A 21,353-nucleotide genomic window follows, 5' to 3' on the forward strand; every position below is an offset into this window, starting at 1 on the left:
GTGTGATAGCATTACCACAAGCATCATTAACAACGGGTGTTGTAGGTGGTATTTGCGCATCAGCAAGACAGTTTACCGTACTACCAGAATCAGCAGCAGGGGTAAAGTCAGGTACATCAATGGTATACACAAAAGCCCAAGAATCAGTATTACCGGCACAATCCGTATACGTATAGGTATACGTACGCGTTCCTTCACAAGTTAATGGGTTTGGATTTTCGGTAATTACACCAGATGAAGGCGTTAATATGTTATTACAAGCATCAGTAACAGTAGGAAGTACTATATCAGATCCATCGGCATCAGCGATACAGTCAACAGTTAAAGCTCCGTCAAGGTCACTAATAGTGAAAGCCGGAGTAGCAATAGTATAGGTATACGACCATTGCGCAGTATTATTAGCACAATCCATATACGTATAGGTATACGTGCGCGTTCCTTCACAATTTAATGGATTAGGGTTTTCAGTAATCACAGCTGCGGAAGGGGTTAAATTATTACCACAGGCATCTGTTACTGTTGGAAGCGTGAACGTTTCGGTAGCATCAGCAATACAATCTACATCGCTTGCTCCATTAGGTTCACTAATTACTGGTGCAGTAGTGGGACTGATTGTTATAGTTTGTTCAACATTTATTGAATTCCCACAATCATCAGAGACACTATAAGTTCTTGTAATTATTTCTGGACATGAATTATCATCAGATACATCAGAAACAAATGCTACTACAGGGTTATTTCCAGCTTCGTCTGTTACAACTTCAATATCTGGGGCTGGTAATTCATCTATACATTCAATATTTATAGGAGAAGGATTACTCGCTGTTGGCGGATCCGTTGAAAAATTTTGCAAATCTATAGGAATAATTATTGGAATAGGAATTGGGTTGTCTTTACAGATATCATCAACTGAGTACCCTTGAATTAACGACGTATTAAATGTAACATTTGATATGGCACCTATTCCACTTATACTTCCATAGAGCTCAATTAATGGTGCATTATTAATATCTCCTAATACAGTACAATCAGTGGTTGCAATAAGTTCGAAACTTATATCTGCTAAAACAGTTGTTGGATCAGATGGCAATGGGAGCGTCCCTAAATTCCATACAATTGCTCCATTTGTTCCAATATTTGAGTCATATTGTGGCGCAGAGTAATCTGATGAAGGTGTATAATTAATATTCGAAACAATATTTAAATTACTGGGGTTTACTGTATTTGGAAGCGGTATTGTGATTACAGTATTATTAGTTGCTTCAGTTCCAGCATTTTTTATTTCTAATTTGTATTCTGCAGATTGACCAGGTTCTATCGTAACTGGAGCTGGATTTGGAATACCGTTAATAGAGGTATTGGTTATAACACCTGTAACTTCTGGTACATAAGAATCAACGGAAAATGTAACGTTAAAAATTATATAGGTATCTTGAGTAGAACCGTATCTAAAGGTAGTTTGTGATTGATTATTAGTAATAATACCATTATTTGTATTATCAATATTAAACATGGATATATCTATCCCCGTATTATTTAGTAAATCTGGATTTTTATTATTTCCACCCGTGTTAATGGAAGAGTTAAAAAAGTTAGTAGTACTATTAGAAGAATGACTTAGACGTTGAAATGAATTATCATCTTGTCTTTGTATTTCAAAATAATCTCCAGAAACACCAACATCTCCTTCACCTGCCATAACACCAAGCTTCAAATTGATTTCACCACTTTGAGCAGTGTTAAAACCATCTACATCAAATGTGTAATTAACTGTAGTAGATCCCTGCACATAAGCATGACCATCAAAAACAGTGACATCACGCCATTTCATTTGAGAATTTTCATAAACTACAACCATACCCCAACCACCATGATAACCTTGACTATCTGGATTACCTTCTAGTGTTGCGATATCCGCTACAAAATATTCTCCCAAACCATTCGCTTTTACATAATCTGTAACTTCAGCGTAGGCGGAATACATATTGCCTTCCGTTCCAGATGGAAAATAAATATTTTTATTTACTAGACTTGTAGAACTAGCCGTAACATCCGTATAAAATCCAGAAGTTGGTCCTTTAATTGAAACTATTCTTTTGTTAAATTCTTTACTAATACCATTTTTAGTAACACTAAATATTTCACTATTACCTGCTCTTCCCGTCCAATATAATCCTGCATAGATAATATTTGAACATTCGGGAACAGCACCATTTTCAGTAGAAAAAGTTAAGGTTGAAGAAGATGAATTCCAAGTATCATCATCAGTATCTTCATCAACATATATCATATCGTTATTGTTATTTCTAGTATCATTATAATTTACCAGAGTAAGATTGGTATTCCCAATCATAGAGAAGTCACCTTTTACAGTATAAACTGTAGTGGCAGGATCTGCACTTGATGCCCTCGGCGTAAAAGGAACTATTTCTTGACTATAACTATTGAATGCAGAAAATATGAGCAATACAGCCAATAATATCAATTTTGATGTTTGACTATGTATATTTGCTTTGATAGTGTAGAGTTTTCTCATTTCGTATTTTTTTTTACAGAAGCTTATTAAGATGCTTTTTCGATTTTGTAAAACACCCTGACATTCGAATCAACTTTTATAAACTTTTTTATTTGTTCATTATTACAATCAAAATTGCACTTTATAAATACATACTTTAATTTGTTTAATTCTTGATTTTTATCTAATAAATCAACATGATCATTCAAGTCATTTGCATTTAATAAACAAATCGTAATTAATTCAACATCATTATAGTTAAGTTCTAAATCCTCATTTATAAATTTAGTAGAGTTTATATCTTCTAATGTTAGTTTTTTTACAACACCTTTACCATATAACTTTTTTAACTTTTGGTTTTGGATATAATGGGTTGTATGCATATTAAAGGCTAAGTCATTAAATATAGCTCTATCACTTTTTCCGTTTTTTTCTTTATACTGTACATTAGTTACTCCCGAATCTAACTCATAGATATCGTTTTCTTGAGAGATTACATTATGGGAAGTAAATAAGCAAATAAATAATGCCAACAGAGATAATCGAAAATTTAAAGTTGAACTATTTTTCATGACTTTATAAAATTTTATTAAAAATGATCTTTTTCAGTTTGATTCCAAATATATTTTTTTAGTCACACTTGGTAACTAAAAAAATAAACACAATAAAAGTTTTTGAGGGAAAAACAGTGAGGGAGAAACATTGATTAAAAATGTTTTAATCATAGTCGAAATTTGATTTGGGGTCATAAATTTCTATTTGAAATGTAGAACAAAATAACGTACATGTTACAACTAAAAAAAAAATATATGTTATAGCACATAAATATTCGACAAAACGCTATAACATTTTATTTTAACGTTATTATCATTTAATTTAGCGATATATTGATATCAACCATTTATTTGTAAATTTTTTAAAAAAAATCTCAAACTCAATTAATATTAATCTACAAATAAAAGGTGTTTTAACGACAAAAACAACATTTTAACGACAAAAACAACATTTTATCGATAAAATAATCTTATAAATAATTGTTTTGAAGAAATTAATTTTAGTAAGACATGCAAAATCTTCTTGGGAATTCGATATCTCAGATCATGGCAGACCATTAAACTCAAGAGGATTAAAGAATGCGGATATGATTTCCCATAATTTAAAAAGTCAAATCAATCCTGATTTAATAGTATCAAGTGAAGCTGTAAGAGCTAAAACAACTGCTGAAATTTTTATAAAAAATCTGAATTTTAGCTTAGAAAAATTCAATTTAAATAATGATTTATATGATTTTTCTGGAGAGTCATTAATAAGGGTAATAAAAAATTGCAATGATACAATTGATGAATTAATGATTTTTGGTCATAATAATGCTATCACAAACTTTGTTAATAGTTTTGGAGATTTGACTATTGATAATGTTCCAACATGCGGCGTTACTATAATAACTTTTGAAATTAATTCTTGGAAGGAACTCAAAAAGGGAAGAACAATAAAAACGCTATTTCCTCGAGATTTAAAATTTTAATACTTATTAATTTTATTTGTTTTTTAAATATTTAGGAAACTTTTATTTAGTGGTTAATCAATATGGAAAGTAAATTTCATATCTCTTAAAAGTCGCAATAAATAGGCCTTTATTTCATTAGTTATAGTTTATATATTTTATTTAAATAGAATATATTTGTGACCAATAAGATTTATTTTTAAATGACAAAAACAGAAAAACACAGCAATAGTTATATAAACAGAGAAATAAGCTGGTTGCAATTTAACGCAAGAGTTTTACAAGAGGCGGCGGATGAGTCAGTTCCAATTATTGAAAGACTCAGGTTTTTGGGGATTTTTTCAAATAACTTAGATGAGTTTTTTAAAGTGCGATATGCTACGGTAAAGCGAATTGTTCAAGCTGGTAAAGAAGGTAAAAATCAGTTAGGAGGTATTAAAGCCGAAGAGTTACTTGAAATTATTACCAAAATAGTTATTAAACAGCAAAGTGATAGTTTAAATATTTTAGATAACATTGAGAATAAACTTAAGGATGAAAATATATTTAAAATTGATGAAACTCAAATCCAAGATTTTCAACATGACTTTTTAAAAAATTATTTTATTCAAACGGTTAGTCCGGCCCTGGTAACCATTATTTTAAATGATTTAGTAGATCTTCCCAATTTAAATGACAGCGCAGCTTATTTAGCCGTTAGAATGATTATGGAAGAAGATCAAAAACAGTATGCACTTATTGAGATACCTAAAAGCATTAATCGTTTTATTGAGTTACCTGAGCATGATGGGATGAATTACATTATCATGATTGATGATTTATTGAGATACTTTTTAAATGACATCTTCAATATTTTTAATTATGAATCGATTTCAGCTCATATGATAAAAATAACTCGTGACGCAGAGCTTGATTTTGAAAGCGATTTAAGTAAAAGCTTTATCGAAAAAATTTCTGACAGTGTAAAACACCGACAAATAGGACAGCCAGTTCGTTTTGTGTATGACAAAAATATTCATGAAGACACACTAAAGTATTTAATGTCTAAAATGAAAATTGATTCAGCGGATAGTATTATTCCTGGTGGAAGATATCATAACAGAAGAGATTATATGGGATTTCCAAGTTTAGGAAGAACAGATCTCCTTTATGATAAAATTATTCCCCTACCAGTAAAGGGATTACATCTAGAAGGAAGCATTTTTACAGAAATATCTAAAAAAGACTATTTAATTTATGCGCCTTATCACACATTCTCTTATGTTGTTAAATTTTTAAGAGAAGCTGCATTAGACCCAAAAGTAAAAACGATAAAAATCACTATTTACAGATTAGCCCAAATTTCACATATAGCAAGTTCTCTAATGAATGCAGCCATTAATGGCAAGAGTGTAACGGTTTCTATTGAATTACAAGCTAGATTTGATGAACAAGCCAATATTGATTACGCGCAACAAATGGAAGAAAAAGGCATCCATTTAGTTTTTGGTGTTCAAGGCTTGAAAGTGCACAGCAAAATGTGTGTTATAGAACGAGAAGAAGGAAAAAAAATAAAACGATACGGTTTTGTTAGTACAGGAAACTTCAATGAATCTACGGCAAAAATTTATACAGATTATACCTTGTTTACGGCAAATCAAAGCATATTAAAAGATATTAACAAGGTATTTGCTTTTTTTGAAACGAATTACCATATTTTTAAATATAAACATATTATAACGTCGCCTCATTATACTGAAAAAGCTATTTTTAATTTAATTGACGTTGAAATATTTAACGCTGAAATAGGAAAGCCGGCATACATAAAGGCGAAAATGAATAGTATTACTAGTTACAAAATGATAGATAAGTTATATGAAGCGAGTAATGCCGGTGTTGAAATACAAATGATTGTTAGAGGTATTTGCTGTTTGATTCCTGGAATTAAAGGAATGAGTGAAAATATTGAAGTTATTAGTATCGTTGACAAATTTTTGGAGCATTCAAGACTTTATGTATTTGGAAATAACAACAACCCTAGAGTTTATATTTCTTCAGCAGATTGGATGACAAGAAACATTGAGAATAGAGTAGAAGTGAGCTGTCCAATTTATGACGAACATATAAAACAAGAACTTTTAGATACATTTGAAATTAGTTGGAATGATAACGTAAAATCAAGAATTATAAATAAAACTCAAAAAAATCAATATCGAAAAAATAATAAAGAGAAAACCAGATCTCAACTTGCTATTTATGATTATTATTTAAAAAAGTTAGAAAACTAATATGTTATCAATTCAAAAATATGCAGCTATAGATATAGGTTCTAATGCCGTAAGATTGCTTATTTCTAATATTATTGAAGAAGAAGGTAACCCCGTTATGTTTAAAAAGAACTCATTAGTAAGGGTTCCTATTCGTCTCGGTTCAGATGTTTTTATATCTAAAACAATCTCAGAAGAAAATACCCAGCGTATTCTTGATACAATGTTAGCTTTTAGACTATTAATGAAATCTCATAAAGTTGTAAAATATAAGGCATGTGCGACATCTGCTATGCGAGAGGCACTCAATGGAAACGAAGTAGTTAAAAAAGTTTTGAAGTACTCTAAAATACAAATAGATATTATTGATGGAGAAGAAGAAGCTGCTATAATTGCTGCTACAGATTTGCATAAATATATAGATGATAATAAAACGTATTTGTATGTAGATGTTGGTGGCGGTAGTACCGAGTTTACCATGATTCACAAGGGAAATTCAGTAGCTTCAAAATCATTTAAAATAGGAACTGTTAGGTTACTTAATGATATGGTTAAAAAAGAAGCATGGCAAGAATTAGAACAATGGATAAAAGTTCAATCTAGTTCTTTTGATAAAATTGAAGTGATTGGTTCTGGTGGGAACATTAATAAAATATTTAAGATATCAGGAAAGGCAATGGGTAAGCCATTAACCTATTTTTATTTAACATCCTATTACGAGACATTACAAAGCTATTCGTACGAAGAGAGAATTACTGTTTTAGACTTAAATCAAGATAGAGCCGATGTTATAATTCATGCGATGCGTATTTATATGTCTGCTATGAAATGGAGTGGAGCAAAGCATATTTATGTTCCTAAAATTGGTTTGGCAGATGGAATTATTAAAAGTATCTACTTTGAAACGGTTTCAAGCAATACACAGTAAAATTATGCACTTTAACTTTTAAATATATATATATGCATTATTAAATATATATTCGTTAACATTTTTCAAATTAAATATTGACCCAAACCTATTAATTATGAAAAAAATATTACTTTTTGTTTTAGTTCTTGTTTATTCTTTTTACGGATTTTCGCAAGATGCTAAATATGGCGTTCGTACCGGATTAAACATTTCTAATTTAGATTTTGATGGTACTTCTTTTCCGAATAATAAACATAGAAATGGTTTTGTTATTGGTTTTTTTGCGGAATACAGTCTAACTAATAGTATTAATTTTTCTCCAGAATTACAATTTTCTGCAGAAGGAGCAAAAGAAGAACCTTTGAATTTAGATTATATTCAAGCGCCTTTATTGTTTGATTTTAAATTAAGTCCGAAGTTGTTTTTTGAGATTGGACCGCAAGTAAGTTTAAAAATAAATAAGGTTGATGATGGCATACGAAACTTTGCCTATTCTGGTGTTGGAGGTTTTTCTTATAATATTACACCAATGATATTTGCAGATGTCAGATATGCCTATGGTTTTTCAAATATTTTTGACGAGGAATTAGGAGTTAAGGCTACAAATTCTAATGTTCAATTAGGTGTAGGCTACAAGTTCTAACCGTGAACCGTTTCCTTTTTACCTAAATTACGCATAATTTCAGATTCATATTCAAGAAGTTGTTGCCACTTGGCATCAACTTCTTTTCTATCACCATATTTTCTGGCAAATCCTAAAAACATCGTATAGTGATTTGCTTCACTCACCATTAAATTTTTATAAAAATCTGCTAATTCTTTATCTTTTAACTCTTCAGAAAGTAATCGAAAACGTTCACAACTTCTAGCTTCAATTAAAGCGGCATAAAGCAACCGGTGCACTAATTGAGTGGTTCTGCTGCCTCCTTTTGGAAAAAATTTAATTAGTTCTATTACATAATCATCACGTCGGTCTCTACCAAGTTTCCATCCCCTAGCAATAATTTTATCATGAACCATTTTAAAATGGCTAATCTCCTCTTTAACCAAAGCTGTCATTTCTTGAACTAGTTCTGAATATTCAGGAAAACTAACAATAAGTGAAATAGCAGTACTTGTAGCCTTTTGTTCGCAAAACGCATGATCTGTTAGAATTTCTTCAATATTTTTTTCTACAATATTTACCCATCTTGGGTCTGTTGGAAGTTTTAAACCTAGCATATTAACCGTATTGTTTTAAGTCTTCATTTATAAATATGTTCCCTTCATCATCAAAACCTAAAACAAAATTAGTTACAATTTTGGTTTCAGGCTCATATAAATGAACATTTAAAATGACTTTATTATTAATGATAGAAGCATATTGATTTAACCAAACTCCTTGAATTACTTTATTTATAAGAAGCGTTTTGAATGATTTATCATAATCAATAAAAAGTTGTTTAGTAACAAGCGTTGAAGCCGTTTTATGATTGTTTTTATAAATACTAACGAGCGAATTTATGTTTCTATGGAAATTTTTATAATGTAGATTATTTTTAGCATACGTTATCAAAGTACTATTATTCATGTTAGTATAAGATCTTATTTTTACATAAAAACCGTTACTCATAATAGTATCAGTAGTCGTTTCTTGGTAATTTTCCGGTATGTAAGTAATACGCTCTGAAAAAGATTCATAAAGCTTATGTTCTTTAAGAATTTCTTTATTGGTTTTATATACCTTATCCCTGCCGTCACAACCTATATTTGATAAAGTAATTATTAAAATAAGTGTTAATAAAGCTCTCATAAAATATATATATTAAAGATCTAAATCAAAGGTTTTCCTAAGTAAATCAATATTCGCATTTTTTTCTTTTAGCTTTTCAAATTTTTCTTTCGAAGTGTAGGCGTATTGTTTTTCCTTTTCTTCATTTACAGAAATAGATAATTTGATATCAAAATTATTTAAAGATTTTCTAATATATGATAATAGCTCAAATTGTTGTCTTTCTAACTCCACTTTATTTGTTGAATTTGGAAATTCTAAATAAACTGTAGTTTCTTTAACTTTTGGTGTGTCAATTGATAAAATAGAAGCTAAGTTATATTTACCATCATCTTGAAGCTTTTTTGTAAATGCATTCCAGCATTCTATAAGTTCTTGTTCAGTAAAGTCTTCTTTTGGGAGATCTTCTTCATTAACAATAACATCCATTTGTTTAATAAGATGCTCTTTTTTCGCCTTTATACTACTAAGCGACAATCCCGAAGTCCTCTTTTTTTCTGATTTTAAAATAAGTTTTGGTGGTGATTCAGCGACTAGGTTGTCAGATATTGAATCAGAATCAGAGACATTCTCATTTTCTTTTGTAGGTTGAATGGTTTTATTATTATCTTCTAAAAATTCTTCAACTTTATTATTGCCGTTTTTTTCTTTGAAATTAACAGGAATCGGAGTAATTCCTTTGTTTTTAAAGTATGAAGGCGGAATTATGTAATGATTACTCTTTTTTTTTTCTCCATCAAAAGTGATAGAGGCAAGTTGCATCAGTGTTAGTTCAACCAGTAATCGTTGGTTTTTACTGCCTTTATATTTCAAGTCGCAGTCATTGGCTAGTTTTATGCCTTCCAGTAAAAACTCCTGAGTAACTTTTTTTGATTGTTCTAAATATTTAGCTTTAGTCTGTTCGCCAACTTCTAATAACTCAATAGTCTCAGGAGTTTTACTCACTAATAAATCTCTAAAGTGAGATGCCAGTCCAGCAATATAGTGATGACCATCAAACCCTTTAGAAAGTGTTTCATTAAACTGTAATAAAAGTTCTGGAATCTTATTTTCTATAATAGAGTCTGTACTTGTAAAATACGTTTCGTAATCAAGAACATTTAAATTTTCGGTTACAGAATGCCGCGTTAAATTTTTTCCAGAAAAACTCACTACGCGGTCAAAAATAGATAAGGCATCTCTCATGGCGCCATCTGCTTTTTGCGCAATAATATGCAACGCATCATCTTCAGCTTTTACACCCTGTTCTTTTGCTATAAACTTTAAATAGTCTTTTGCATCTTTAACAGTAATGCGCTTAAAATCAAATATTTGACAACGTGATAATATGGTTGGAATTATTTTATGCTTTTCTGTAGTGGCTAAAATAAAAATACAATGCTTTGGCGGCTCTTCTAAAGTCTTTAAAAAGGCATTAAAAGCAGATTGAGATAGCATATGTACCTCATCAATAATATAGACTTTATATTTCCCTATTTGAGGAGGAATTCTAACTTGATCTGTTAGACTTCTTATATCATCAACCGAATTGTTTGATGCAGCATCGAGTTCAAAAATATTAAAAGCAAAATCTTCATCACCCGTTTCTTTTCCATCACTATTAATCATTTTAGCTAGAATCCTGGCGCATGTTGTTTTACCAACACCTCTTGGGCCTGTAAATAGTAATGCCTGGGCTAAGTGATTGTGTTCAATGGCATTTAATAAGGTATTTGTAATAGCCTGCTGACCAACAACGTCCTTAAACGTTTGAGGTCTATATTTTCTGGCTGATACTACAAAGTGTTCCATTGAAAAATCTTGAATAACAAAGTTAAAAATTCAATTCAGAATTTAGAATTCTTAACTTAGAATTTAATAGGAGTTATTAACAAAATAAAACATAGGACCATGGTAGGTTTCTCTTGACTTTGTAAAAAAAATAGCTAACTTCGTTTAACTTCTGATATAAAATATTTGAACGATTTCATATCATTAAAGTTAGCGTATTTTGAAATAATCTAGAATATGAAAAAAAGATTGATAATTGGTATATTGATTTTAAGCAATACTGTATTTGGATAAATCCCTGAAAAAAAATTGAAGGCCCCATAGTTTTATTTGACACGCTTACCGTTAAACAAGGAGATATCATCCATTTAGCAAAAGGGAGTGACCCAGAGACTGGTAATTTCGTATACATCTACGCTTCTAAAAATAAAGTAAAGCCTATTGTTCCAAAATTATTCAAGAAGAGTTTACAGAAAAAGATATTGAATTCGAGTCGATTCCTCAAATGGATTTGGAGGCAAACAATTAATTGTCGAAAGTTTTAGTAAAGTATCATCCAAAAAAGAGGGAGAAAAAATTCTGGGAGTTATAAATATGAAGGAATACCAATTTATTGAGGGAATATTTTTTAACGATGTTGTAGTTGACTTTTAACCTGTATTAAAATCAGGTGAAATAATTAAAATTAGTGCCTCTGAATTAACAGAGAAAGCACCAAATGTTGAATTATTGTTTACACCATTTGAGATGACTAAAAAAGGTATTGCTCCTGTCGTTGTAGCTCTCAATAATTTGAGTAAAAATGAAATTTATAATAAGACACTAAATTGGACCAATTCATTCTGTTAGATTCATAATCAAGCGACCATAACTTCCGTTCCGAATGACAAGATTAATATTAATGACTTTGCAAAAAATATAAAATTTAGCACAATTATGGGACTGGATATTATTGGTGATTTACCTTATCTATTCACTATTAATTTTTCCGATGGTGAAATTACAATAACATTTATGTTAGGGGATAAAAAGGGAAATATTACCGATAAAAATGGAGATGTTATTGCTAGTACTTCTCCGGCACGCATGTTTAATAAGAAAGGAGAAGTATTCAAAATGAGTAAGACCTTAAAAATAGAAGCCGAAAAGGTAATGAATGATTTATCCTATACTTTAGTTGATTGTTTAATGAAATAAATAAGAAATTACTAAATAAACAAGCGAAAACAAATAACTAAGTTAAAAAACAAGTAATTGAGAGCTGATTTTAAAGCAAAGTTAATCGCTCGTTTGCTAGCTTCTGATTTTCCTTCGGAAAATCCTCGCTCACAAACACGTAACTTTCCATATAAATAAGCCTTAAACGAAATTCTATAAAAAAACCTTTCTGTTAAAACAAAAACTAGTAAATAAGCGTTAAGGATTGTAGTGGCATCTTTTTTAAATCTGACCAGCGCTAAAATAGCTTTCAATCAAAAAATTAAACAGATAGCCACGTCGCATAATCCTCGCTATGACATTTTAAAAAGATATAATTTAAAGCGATATCCTTCTAGGCTAACACCCAAATGTTTAGATATATTTAGATTTTGGTATTTGTTTATTGTAATTTTGTGCTCAAGTAAATCGCCTTATCGCTGTTCATGTAAATGAATGGAGGAAAGTCCGAACACCATAGTGCAATATAGTGGTTAATGGCCACCAGTTGAGAGACTAGGAAAAGTGCAACAGAAAGTATGTACAGGTAATGCTGTAGTGAAATCAGGTAAACTCTATATGGTGCAATGTCATGTATACCAGTGTTTGAGGGCTGCACGCTCGATGCTGGAGGGTAGGCAGCTAAAGTGTATTGGTAACAATACACTCAGATAAATGATAAGGGTTGCGCCACGGCGTAATACAGAATTCGGCTTATAGATTTGCTTACTTATAAAAAACCCTTCTTTAAAAAAGAAGGGTTTTTCATTTAAAAAAATGATTGGCTGGTTAGGTTGGTTTTTCAATATTGTTATTATTAAACTTTAGGAGGTGTAATACCTAATTGATTAAATACTTCTAAGTTATCATAAAAGGCATCCTCTCTGGTTAACTGGCCATCCTTATCCATACTCCAAACACTAAAACCGTGTGTAGTTATTTTTTTTCCGGTAGGAGCATTTCCCATAAAATCTCCATTATGTGTTCCAGTACAAGTCCAGTCTATATACATTTTGTTACCTTTAATATCATATTTGTCAAGTTTAACAGCAAAGTCTGGAAAACCTGTAACGAAGGTATTCATGAATACTTCATATTCATCAATATTGTTTGCAATTATGGTTCCATTCGCAGTTCTGATAAAATTATCAATTGATAAAGACTTTAAGTTTGAAATATCATGGGCATTCCAGCCAGCAACTACTTTATCAATTGCATCCATCATTGCTTTTTCATCAGCAGGCATCGCGTTATATGCTTCAATTTCTGCTAATGCTGTAATAATCGGAGATGAGTCGTAATAATCATACATTTCAACAACTTTTCCATCAATGTATTGAGCTGTTATATGAACAGGGACATCAATTTCTTTACCATTATCTTTTAATGTTCCATGCCAATTCGCCCAATAGTTTACCCAAGTTTCATCATCATTATCAATTACCATTTCAGTAAAAGAACCTTGTTCTTGAAACCCATAAGATGAAAAGCTTGAAAGCATTTCTTTTTGAGCATTTTCAAGATCAGATGCAGAGATATTTTTAAGTGAATTAATATACAATTTAGCCGTATCTGCAAAATGGGTTCGCCAGGTTTCCCAATCACCACTGCCATATTCAGAGATACTCGCTTTAAAAGCATTAATTTCTGGTGATTCGATAAAATAACGTTGTTTTTGCTTTTCGCATGCTATAAGCATTATCAAAGACATTCCAAGTAATAAAATGTTTTTCATTGTTATGGTTTTTGTTAGTTAATATTAATATCAAACCATATGTAAGAGCCACAATAATCAAATGTTTCTTGGCTATAAGATAAGTATGAGTAGAGTCTGGGACTCTTAAGGAGAAATCTAATTTACTAAAAAAAAAGGAATTATACTACATTGAATAAAAATTTACTTTAATTCAAAAAAACTAAAAACATTGCCGCCATAACTTTTCGAGTAGCTGTAATGTTCTTGATTTGATAAATTGGTATGTTTTGAATGCTCAATAATGAGTAAGCCGTCTTCTAATAAGAGGTTGTTTTTAAAAACTAATTCAGGAATGTTACTAAACTGCTCATCGGTAAAGCCATAAGGTGGGTCTGCAAAAATAACATGAGCCTGTAACGTTGCTTTTTCTAAATATTTGAAGACATCACTTTTAATGGTCTGAATAGGCATTTTAAAGGAATCTGCCGTTTGATTTATGAATTTAACACATCCAAAATCTTGATCTACACACGTAATATTTTCAGTGCCTCGAGAAGCAAACTCATAACTTATATTTCCTGTGCCTGCAAATAAATCCAACACGGAAATATCATCAAAATAGAAATGATTATTTAAAATATTAAATAATCCTTCCTTAGCCATATCTGTAGTAGGACGCACAGGTAAGTTTTTTGGAGCTACTATTTTTCTGCTTTTATATAAACCTGATATAATTCTCATTAAAAACTTTTTATTAATGTGAAATCGGAGTAATTTGTTTTTGGTTCTTCTAAATAATTGTAGGAGTCTTTTCGGTCACCAAAATTGACGTTTCGTATATATTTGAAGGCAATTTTATAAAGATCCGATTCTATATCAATGTCCCCTAAAAAAACAAGATTTAAAATTTCTGGGTTTAATTCTAATTGTTCTGAAGTAAAAAGAATGTAATAAATAAAGTCTTCTTTAGTTGAATATTCAAAAGTATTATATATTAAAAGTGCTCCTTTTTTTATAACCACGATATCAAAATGGGAGTCACTAACATTTACATATAATTTTAAATCTTCCGAATTTTTTTCAATAGCTAAAATATTTTCTACTAAAACTGTTGAAATATGTTTATAGGTAAAACTACCATAGGTATCATATATAAAATTATTAATGTTTACATATGGAACATACACATTAACACTGTCATTTAACGGAATGGAATCAAAGGTTATAAAGTCTGTTTTTAAAATTTTAGAGTTAAATTTCAAATAATCGGCTAAGTTGTCTTCGTTAAAAAGTGGTTTGGGTACAAAAGTTGAAAGTTCGTTGATGTGGGTAAGATATACCGCATTGAATGTGCTTCTAAATACATCTTCTGTATTAAAAACATGCTTTAATCTCTCTAAAACCTCAAAAGGATTTAGCTTTTTTTCAAAATTAATATGTTTTAAATATGTAATGGTCTGAGTATCTCTTTGTAGTATACAAAAAGAAAGTCCACTCAAGCTAACTTGAATGGACAAATCTTGATTTATATGTTTACTTGAAATATTAGTCGTTTGCGCCATATACTTTTGGCCAGTTACCATTCGTGTTCACTTCATCCATAGACCCAACTTTTAAAGCATCACCATTTACACCATCAACTGAAACTACTTGATTTTCTTGAATTACCAAATCTCTTGATTGATCAGACAAAATAATATCTTTTTTAACTTTAGATTCAAACACAGGAATCTTGATGCCATTTTGATCTAACATACCCGCTTTTAATTCAAACTTAGCACCCTCTTTTCCAACGGGCACATTCATCATGGTTTTATATCTCGTAGAGGTTTTAAATAAAGAATCTTTTACAGGAACAAATCCTAAAGTATCAATAAGTACAATAGATTTTGTGGTTTCAACACCACCAAACCTTTTTGTTAATTCTTCATCAACAATCGTCGTATCTCTTCTTTGAGTAATTGTAAATTTAGCAGTATCAATAAACGTAACTAATTTATCAAAATCATCAGCAAACCTTCCAGTAACTTGTCTGTATGCCAATTGAGAATCTCGAATATCAATTAAATTAGAAATAACCTTAGCATACCGTTTGTTTTTGGTTTTATTAAATTGAATTGGCTCATAAACAGACATGAATGTTTGGTATCCCAAGTAACCAATAACAACCCAAAGAGCTATCATTAATAATGGTTTAAATTTTGAAGGGATAAATTTGTCAACTAGTTTAACTAAACCGTATGTAACTACGATGACAACAACAGCAATAATAAGTATTTTAAACATAGTAAGTTTATTTATTAATATTTTAAATAATAGTCATACGCAAATCTACAATTTTTTTTTAATCGTAAAAACCAATGTACGTAAAAATCATTTCTATATTTGAATAATTATAAATATTTATCAAGTTTAATGACGTCAACTGAATTTTATTCACTTATAAACCAAGAATTTCCGTTTGAACCTACTCAAAAGCAAAATATTGTATTAAATCAATTATCAGAATTTATTTTTAATAAGCAACCAAACTCTTTATATGTTTTAAAAGGGTATGCAGGAACTGGAAAAACGACGATAGTTGGAACTATAGTTACCAACCTATGGAAAGCAAAAAAAAGTGCTGTATTAATGGCTCCAACAGGAAGAGCAGCCAAGGTTATCTCAAATTATTCAGGAAAGGAAGCCTTTACAATTCATAAAAAAATATATTTTCCAAAAAAAGAAAAAAATGGAGGCGTAAAATTTGTACTTCAGCCAAATAAACATAAAAACACCATTTTTATTGTTGATGAAGCATCTATGATTCCGGATACACCAGGAGAATCCAAATTATTTGAAAACGGATCTCTTCTCGATGATTTAATGCAATATGTATATTCTGGTCATCAATGTAAACTTGTTTTAATAGGCGATACAGCACAATTACCACCAGTAAAATTAGACTTAAGTCCAGCTTTAAATGAAGACACTTTAAGTCTAAATTACAACAAAGAGGTGATTAAAATGGAGCTTGATGAAGTGGTAAGACAAGAATTTGATTCGGGTATTCTGGCAAATGCAACCGTTTTACGTGAAGCGTTATCGAATGGGTTTCATGATTCATTTAAGTTCGATTTAAGCCCGTTTAAGGATGTTATAAGGTTAATTGACGGACAAGAGGTTATGGACGCTGTAAATGATTCTTACAGTGATCTAGGACATGAAGAAACCACCATCATTGTAAGAAGTAACAAACGAGCTAACTTATATAATAAACAAATTAGGAATAGAATATTATTTAATGAAAATGAATTAACACCAGGAGATTATATCATGGTGGTTAAAAATAATTATTTCTGGGTAAAACCAACATCTGAAGCTGGTTTTATCGCTAATGGAGACATTATTGAAGTACTAGAAATTTTTAATTTAATTGATTTATACGGATTTCGTTTCGCCGAAGTTAAGGTTAGAATGGTTGATTATCCTAAAATGCGACCATTTGAAACTGTTTTGTTATTGGATACGATTGAATCTGAATCGCCTTCTTTAAGTTATGAAGACGGCAATAAGTTGTATCAAGAAGTTATGAAAGATTACGAATCTGAAACCAGTAATTACAAGAAGTTTTTAAAAGTTAAAAACAACAAATATTTTAATGCCTTGCAGGTCAAGTTTTCTTATGCCATTACCTGTCATAAATCACAAGGTGGTCAATGGCATACCGTATTTGTGGAACAACCGTATTTGCCTAATGGTATAGATAAAGAATACCTTAGATGGCTTTATACAGCCATAACAAGAGCCAAAGAAAAGTTGTATTTAATAGGTTTTAAAGATGATTTTTTTGAGGAATAGTTTTTGATTATCTTTAAATAATGAATATAGAATCTGTTATAAGTATTTGTCTTGGTATTGGTCTAGCTGCATCAGCAGGTTTTAGAGTCTTCTTACCTTTATTTGCTTTAAGTTTAGCGTCTTATTTTAATGTTTTAGATTTGAATGATTCATGGCGATGGATTGGTAGTCTTTCAGCATTAATTATTTTAGGGGTTTCAACCATCGTTGAAATATTTGCATACTTTATTCCGTATATCGATAATTTATTAGATAGTATCGCCGTGCCTTTAGCAGCAGTGGCTGGCACAGTCGTTATGCTCTCAACCATAGTGAACTTAAGTCCAGAAATGACATGGGCCTTGGCTATAATTGCTGGTGGTGGCACAGCAATTGCTATTTCAGGAACTTCTAGTGCAACGAGACTGGCATCAACTGTAACTACAGCTGGAATTGGAAATCCGGTTGTTTCAATAGTAGAAACTGGAACCTCAATTGTAATGACAATAATCTCATTTGTTTTGCCAGTTCTAGCTTTTGTTTTAGTTATTTTTTTATTATTCATAACTTTTAGACTCTACAACAAGTTTAGGAAGTCTAATGTCTAGAATCTCTAATAATTATTATATTTTTGAAACTTAATTGAATTTACATTTATAAATGAAAATAATTTCAATGATACCGGCACGTTATAGTGCATCTCGATTTCCTGGAAAATTAATGCAAGATCTTGCAGGTAAAAGCGTTATTTTAAGAACTTATGAGGCAACACTGGCTACCGACTTATTTGATGATGTCATTGTAGTTACGGATAGTAACATTATTTATGATGAAATTGTAAATAATGGAGGTAAAGCCATGATGAGTATTAAAGAACATGAATGTGGAAGCGATAGAATAGCAGAGGCGGTTGAATCTTTAGATATTGATATTGTCATTAATGTTCAAGGAGATGAACCTTTTACTGATAAAGAATCGTTAAAAAAATTAATTGACGTTTTTAAAGATGATTTTGATAAAAACATTGATTTGGCTTCATTAATGGTTCATATCACAGATTGGGATGAAATAAGTAATCCGAATACTGTTAAAGTTATTGTAGACCAAAATAACTTTGCACTTTATTTTTCTAGAAGTACGATTCCATTTCCGAGAGACAAGGATGTTAATGTAAAATACTTCAAACATAAAGGTGTCTATGCTTTTAGAAAAGAAGCCATATTAGACTTTTACCATTTACCTATGTTAACCTTAGAAGCATCTGAAAAAATTGAATGTATTCGCTATTTAGAATATGGTAAACGCATTAAAATGGTAGAAACAGATGTTCAAGGGGTTGAGATTGATACCCCAGAAGATTTAGAACGTGCAAAAAATATATGGAAATAGATTATAGCAATATAAAAGTAATTGGTTTTGATGCAGACGATACGTTATGGGTAAATGAAACCTATTTTCGTGAAGCTGAAGTGGCATTTTGTGATTTAATGTCTGAATTTGAAACACCCAATAAAACAGACCAAGAACTTTTTAAAATGGAAATGAAAAATCTGCCATTATATGGTTATGGGGTTAAAGCTTTTGTATTGTCTATGGTTGAAATGGCTTTAGAAATATCTAATTATAACGTTTCACAAGCAACCATTCAATCTATTTTAAATATAGGAAAGGAGATGCTTGACAAACCTGTGGAATTGCTTGATGGTGTTGAAGAAGTTCTAAAAGAATTGTCTAAAAAATATCGATTAATTTTAGCAACGAAGGGCGATTTACTTGATCAAGAACGAAAATTAGAGAAATCGGGTTTAACAGATTATTTTCATCATATTGAAGTCTTAAGTGATAAACAAGAAGCTAATTATTCGAAGCTTTTAAATCATTTAGATATTAAACCTTCTGAGTTTTTAATGATAGGTAATTCGTTAAAGTCTGATATTTTGCCATTAGTTAATTTAAATTCAAAAGCTATTCATGTACCATTTCATACGACATGGGTTCATGAAAAAGTCTCTGAAAAGGAAAGCAATGGAAAAGCCTATAAAAAGATTAATAGCTTAATAGAATTATTAAATCTGTTACATTAATAATGTAATTAAATATAAATCTTTTATTGAAAGAAAATGATGATTCTAGATGTTAAATATTTTAGTTTTTTATATGATAATAATTTAAAAACTATTTAAATTCTATATTTTAAAATAATGATTAATTTTAATCTCTGAAAAGAAAATATATTAGATGAATTATAAAAACTTTCCCATGGTACCAAGAGTTGTTTTTGGTAGAGGTAGTTTTAATCAGTTAAGTGAAATAATTTCCCCAAAGCGATTAAATATAAACGCTCCGTTTATCTATTTGGTAGACGACGTGTTTAAAGGTGATGCCTGGCTAACATCAAGAATTCCTTTGGCTTATGATGACCGCGTTATTTATATTTCTTCAAAAGAAGAACCGAAAACCGAACAAGTAGATATTTTGGTAGAGGATATTATATTAACATCAAAACAAAGTACTTCAGGTATTATTGGAATTGGTGGTGGAACCATGTTAGATCTAGCAAAAGCCGTATCTATTATGTTGACTAATGAAGGTGAAGCAAAAGATTACCAAGGGTGGGATTTAGTTAAAAATCCTGCGATTTACCATGTTGGTATTCCTACAATATCAGGAACAGGTGCAGAAGTTTCGAGAACAACAGTTCTTACAGGACCAGAAATGAAACTTGGAATAAATTCTGATTACACACCTTTTGATCAAGTTGTTTTAGATCCAGAACTTACGAAAGGAGTTCCTAAAAATCAATGGTTTTTTACAGGAATGGACTGTTATATACATTGTATAGAATCATTAAATGGCTCTTATTTAAATGCATTTAGTCAAAGTTATGGAGACAAGGCACATGAACTTTGTAAAAATATATTTTTAGAAGATCATCTTTCTGAAAGTGAGATGCAAGATAAACTTATGATGGCGTCTTGGCATGGCGGTATGAGTATTGCATATTCTCAAGTTGGTGTTGCTCATGCCATGAGTTACGGGTTAGCTTACCTGTTAGGTATTAAACATGGAATAGGTAACTGTATCGTATTTGATCACTTAGAAGAGTTTTATCCTGAAGGTGTTGAACTTTTTAAAGAGATAAAGAATAAACATAACATTCGATTGCCAAAAGGAATTTGCGCTAATTTGAGTGACTCAGAATTTGATAAAATGATAAAAATAGCGTTAAGTCTTGAACCACTTTGGGAAAATGCTATTGGAAAAAACTGGAAAAAAACAATTACGAAAGAAAAACTAAAGGCACTCTACCAAAAAATGTAATATGCAACGACTATCCAAATTTATTTATCATAACGTTCTCGGTTGGAAAGTTGTTGGAAATATTGACTTTTCAAAAGATAAAATTAAGAAGGCTGTGATAATTGCGGCACCACATACAAGCTGGCATGATTTCTATATTGGGGTTTTACTGAGATCTGTTTTAAATATAAAAACAAATTTTGTAGGTAAAAAAGAGTTATTTGTTTTTCCGCTTGGATGTTTTTTTAGGGCTTTAGGAGGCGCTCCTATAGATAGGCATACCAAAGAAAATAAAGTGGAAGCAATTGCTAAACTTTTTAAAGATAAAGATGAATTTAGAATGACTATGTCACCCGAAGGTACCAGAAAAAAAGTAGATAAATGGAGAACAGGATTTTATTATATAGCTAAAACTGCTAATGTACCAATCATTATGTTTACACTTGATTTCAAAAATAAACAAAATAAAATTTCAGAGCCTTTTTACCCAACAGATGATATAGAAAAAGATTTCGCTTTTATGCATAATTTTTATAAAGGGGTCGTCGGGAAAATAACAGAGTATTCATAATTACAACTCATTTTTTAGTAAATATAAATTTAGCAAATCTCTATTAATTTGTAC

General features: G+C 30.5%; 21 protein-coding genes and 1 other RNA gene. 12 read left to right on the forward strand and 10 right to left on the reverse strand.

Going from position 1 to position 21,353, the window contains the following annotated elements; all coding sequences use genetic code 11:
* A partial coding sequence (locus AC15TD_RS14285; protein ID WP_484452816.1) for an HYR-like domain-containing protein occupies positions 1 to 2,536 on the reverse strand: 2,536 nt, incomplete at its 3' end.
* A 26-nt stretch (positions 2,537 to 2,562) separates the two neighbouring features.
* A complete protein-coding gene (locus tag AC15TD_RS14290; protein ID WP_484452817.1) occupies positions 2,563 to 3,087 on the reverse strand; it encodes a hypothetical protein in 525 nt (174 codons plus the stop codon).
* 467 nt (positions 3,088 to 3,554) lie between these two features.
* Here AC15TD_RS14290 and AC15TD_RS14295 point away from each other — a divergent pair, with 467 nt between their 5' ends.
* From AC15TD_RS14295 to AC15TD_RS14310, 4 genes are all read left to right on the forward strand, one after another.
* Positions 3,555 to 4,040, forward strand: coding sequence for a SixA phosphatase family protein (locus AC15TD_RS14295; RefSeq protein WP_484452818.1), 486 nt, complete (start codon positions 3,555 to 3,557; stop codon positions 4,038 to 4,040).
* Positions 4,041 to 4,222: 182 nt separating this feature from the next.
* Complete coding sequence (ppk1, locus tag AC15TD_RS14300; RefSeq protein ID WP_484452819.1) at positions 4,223 to 6,286, forward strand: polyphosphate kinase 1; 2,064 nt, start codon at positions 4,223 to 4,225, stop codon at positions 6,284 to 6,286.
* Position 6,287: 1 nt separating this feature from the next.
* Positions 6,288 to 7,193 (forward strand): Ppx/GppA phosphatase family protein, encoded by a 906-nt coding sequence (locus AC15TD_RS14305; protein ID WP_484452820.1) that lies wholly within the window; start codon positions 6,288 to 6,290, stop codon positions 7,191 to 7,193.
* A 97-nt stretch (positions 7,194 to 7,290) separates the two neighbouring features.
* The gene (locus tag AC15TD_RS14310; protein WP_484452821.1) at positions 7,291 to 7,818 is read left to right on the forward strand and encodes a porin family protein; all 528 of its coding nucleotides are present in this window, start codon (positions 7,291 to 7,293) and stop codon (positions 7,816 to 7,818) included.
* On the opposite strand, the gene AC15TD_RS14315 is transcribed toward AC15TD_RS14310, so the two are convergent.
* The 4 genes from AC15TD_RS14315 to AC15TD_RS14330 form a co-directional block, all read right to left on the reverse strand.
* On the reverse strand, positions 7,815 to 8,396 hold the full coding sequence (locus AC15TD_RS14315) for a MiaE family protein (RefSeq protein WP_484452822.1): 582 nt from the start codon (positions 8,394 to 8,396) through the stop codon (positions 7,815 to 7,817). The two genes, AC15TD_RS14310 and AC15TD_RS14315, sit on opposite strands and share 4 nt — an antisense overlap.
* 1 nt (position 8,397) lies before the next feature.
* Positions 8,398 to 8,967, reverse strand: a complete 570-nt coding sequence (locus tag AC15TD_RS14320; RefSeq protein ID WP_484452823.1) for a hypothetical protein — start codon at positions 8,965 to 8,967, stop codon at positions 8,398 to 8,400.
* Positions 8,968 to 8,979: 12 nt separating this feature from the next.
* A complete protein-coding gene (locus tag AC15TD_RS14325; protein ID WP_484452824.1) occupies positions 8,980 to 10,737 on the reverse strand; it encodes a DNA polymerase III subunit gamma/tau in 1,758 nt (585 codons plus the stop codon).
* Between the two features lie 629 nt (positions 10,738 to 11,366).
* A complete protein-coding gene (locus AC15TD_RS14330) occupies positions 11,367 to 11,504 on the reverse strand; it encodes a hypothetical protein (protein WP_484452825.1) in 138 nt (45 codons plus the stop codon).
* A 148-nt stretch (positions 11,505 to 11,652) separates the two neighbouring features.
* On the opposite strand from AC15TD_RS14330, the gene AC15TD_RS14335 reads away from it, so the two are divergent.
* Together AC15TD_RS14335 and rnpB are read left to right on the forward strand one after the other, a co-directional pair.
* Positions 11,653 to 11,913, forward strand: a complete 261-nt coding sequence (locus AC15TD_RS14335) for a hypothetical protein (protein ID WP_484452826.1) — start codon at positions 11,653 to 11,655, stop codon at positions 11,911 to 11,913.
* Between the two features lie 421 nt (positions 11,914 to 12,334).
* Positions 12,335 to 12,646: RNase P RNA component class A (gene rnpB / locus AC15TD_RS14340), an RNA gene on the forward strand.
* An 84-nt stretch (positions 12,647 to 12,730) separates the two neighbouring features.
* Here rnpB and AC15TD_RS14345 read toward each other — a convergent pair.
* The 4 genes from AC15TD_RS14345 to AC15TD_RS14360 form a co-directional block, all read right to left on the reverse strand.
* On the reverse strand, positions 12,731 to 13,648 hold the full coding sequence (locus AC15TD_RS14345) for an ester cyclase (protein WP_484452827.1): 918 nt from the start codon (positions 13,646 to 13,648) through the stop codon (positions 12,731 to 12,733).
* Between the two features lie 162 nt (positions 13,649 to 13,810).
* Positions 13,811 to 14,350 carry an RsmD family RNA methyltransferase gene (locus tag AC15TD_RS14350; RefSeq protein WP_484452828.1) on the reverse strand — a complete coding sequence of 180 codons (540 nt, stop codon included), beginning with the start codon at positions 14,348 to 14,350 and terminating at the stop codon, positions 13,811 to 13,813.
* Positions 14,350 to 15,171, reverse strand: coding sequence for a DUF3822 family protein (locus tag AC15TD_RS14355; protein ID WP_484452829.1), 822 nt, complete (start codon positions 15,169 to 15,171; stop codon positions 14,350 to 14,352). The genes AC15TD_RS14350 and AC15TD_RS14355 overlap by 1 nt, the downstream gene beginning before the upstream one ends.
* Positions 15,155 to 15,895 (reverse strand): hypothetical protein, encoded by a 741-nt coding sequence (locus AC15TD_RS14360; protein ID WP_484452830.1) that lies wholly within the window; start codon positions 15,893 to 15,895, stop codon positions 15,155 to 15,157. The genes AC15TD_RS14355 and AC15TD_RS14360 overlap by 17 nt, the downstream gene beginning before the upstream one ends.
* Before the next feature lie 129 nt (positions 15,896 to 16,024).
* Between AC15TD_RS14360 and AC15TD_RS14365 the strand changes: the two genes are divergently transcribed.
* From AC15TD_RS14365 to AC15TD_RS14390, 6 genes are all read left to right on the forward strand, one after another.
* Positions 16,025 to 17,449, forward strand: a complete 1,425-nt coding sequence (locus AC15TD_RS14365; RefSeq protein WP_484452831.1) for an ATP-dependent DNA helicase — start codon at positions 16,025 to 16,027, stop codon at positions 17,447 to 17,449.
* 20 nt (positions 17,450 to 17,469) lie between these two features.
* Positions 17,470 to 18,036, forward strand: coding sequence for a DUF4126 domain-containing protein (locus AC15TD_RS14370; protein ID WP_484452832.1), 567 nt, complete (start codon positions 17,470 to 17,472; stop codon positions 18,034 to 18,036).
* Between the two features lie 52 nt (positions 18,037 to 18,088).
* Complete coding sequence (kdsB, locus tag AC15TD_RS14375; protein ID WP_484452833.1) at positions 18,089 to 18,817, forward strand: 3-deoxy-manno-octulosonate cytidylyltransferase; 729 nt, start codon at positions 18,089 to 18,091, stop codon at positions 18,815 to 18,817.
* Positions 18,808 to 19,512 (forward strand): HAD family hydrolase, encoded by a 705-nt coding sequence (locus tag AC15TD_RS14380; protein ID WP_484452834.1) that lies wholly within the window; start codon positions 18,808 to 18,810, stop codon positions 19,510 to 19,512. Before kdsB ends, AC15TD_RS14380 begins: the two co-directional genes overlap by 10 nt.
* A gap of 154 nt (positions 19,513 to 19,666) precedes the next feature.
* Entirely contained in the window at positions 19,667 to 20,749 is a 1,083-nt protein-coding gene (locus AC15TD_RS14385; RefSeq protein ID WP_484452835.1) for an iron-containing alcohol dehydrogenase family protein, read from the forward strand.
* Position 20,750: 1 nt separating this feature from the next.
* A complete protein-coding gene (locus tag AC15TD_RS14390) occupies positions 20,751 to 21,299 on the forward strand; it encodes a 1-acyl-sn-glycerol-3-phosphate acyltransferase (RefSeq protein WP_484452836.1) in 549 nt (182 codons plus the stop codon).
* Positions 21,300 to 21,353 lie beyond the last annotated feature (54 nt).

This window comes from Yeosuana sp., assembly GCF_057126245.1.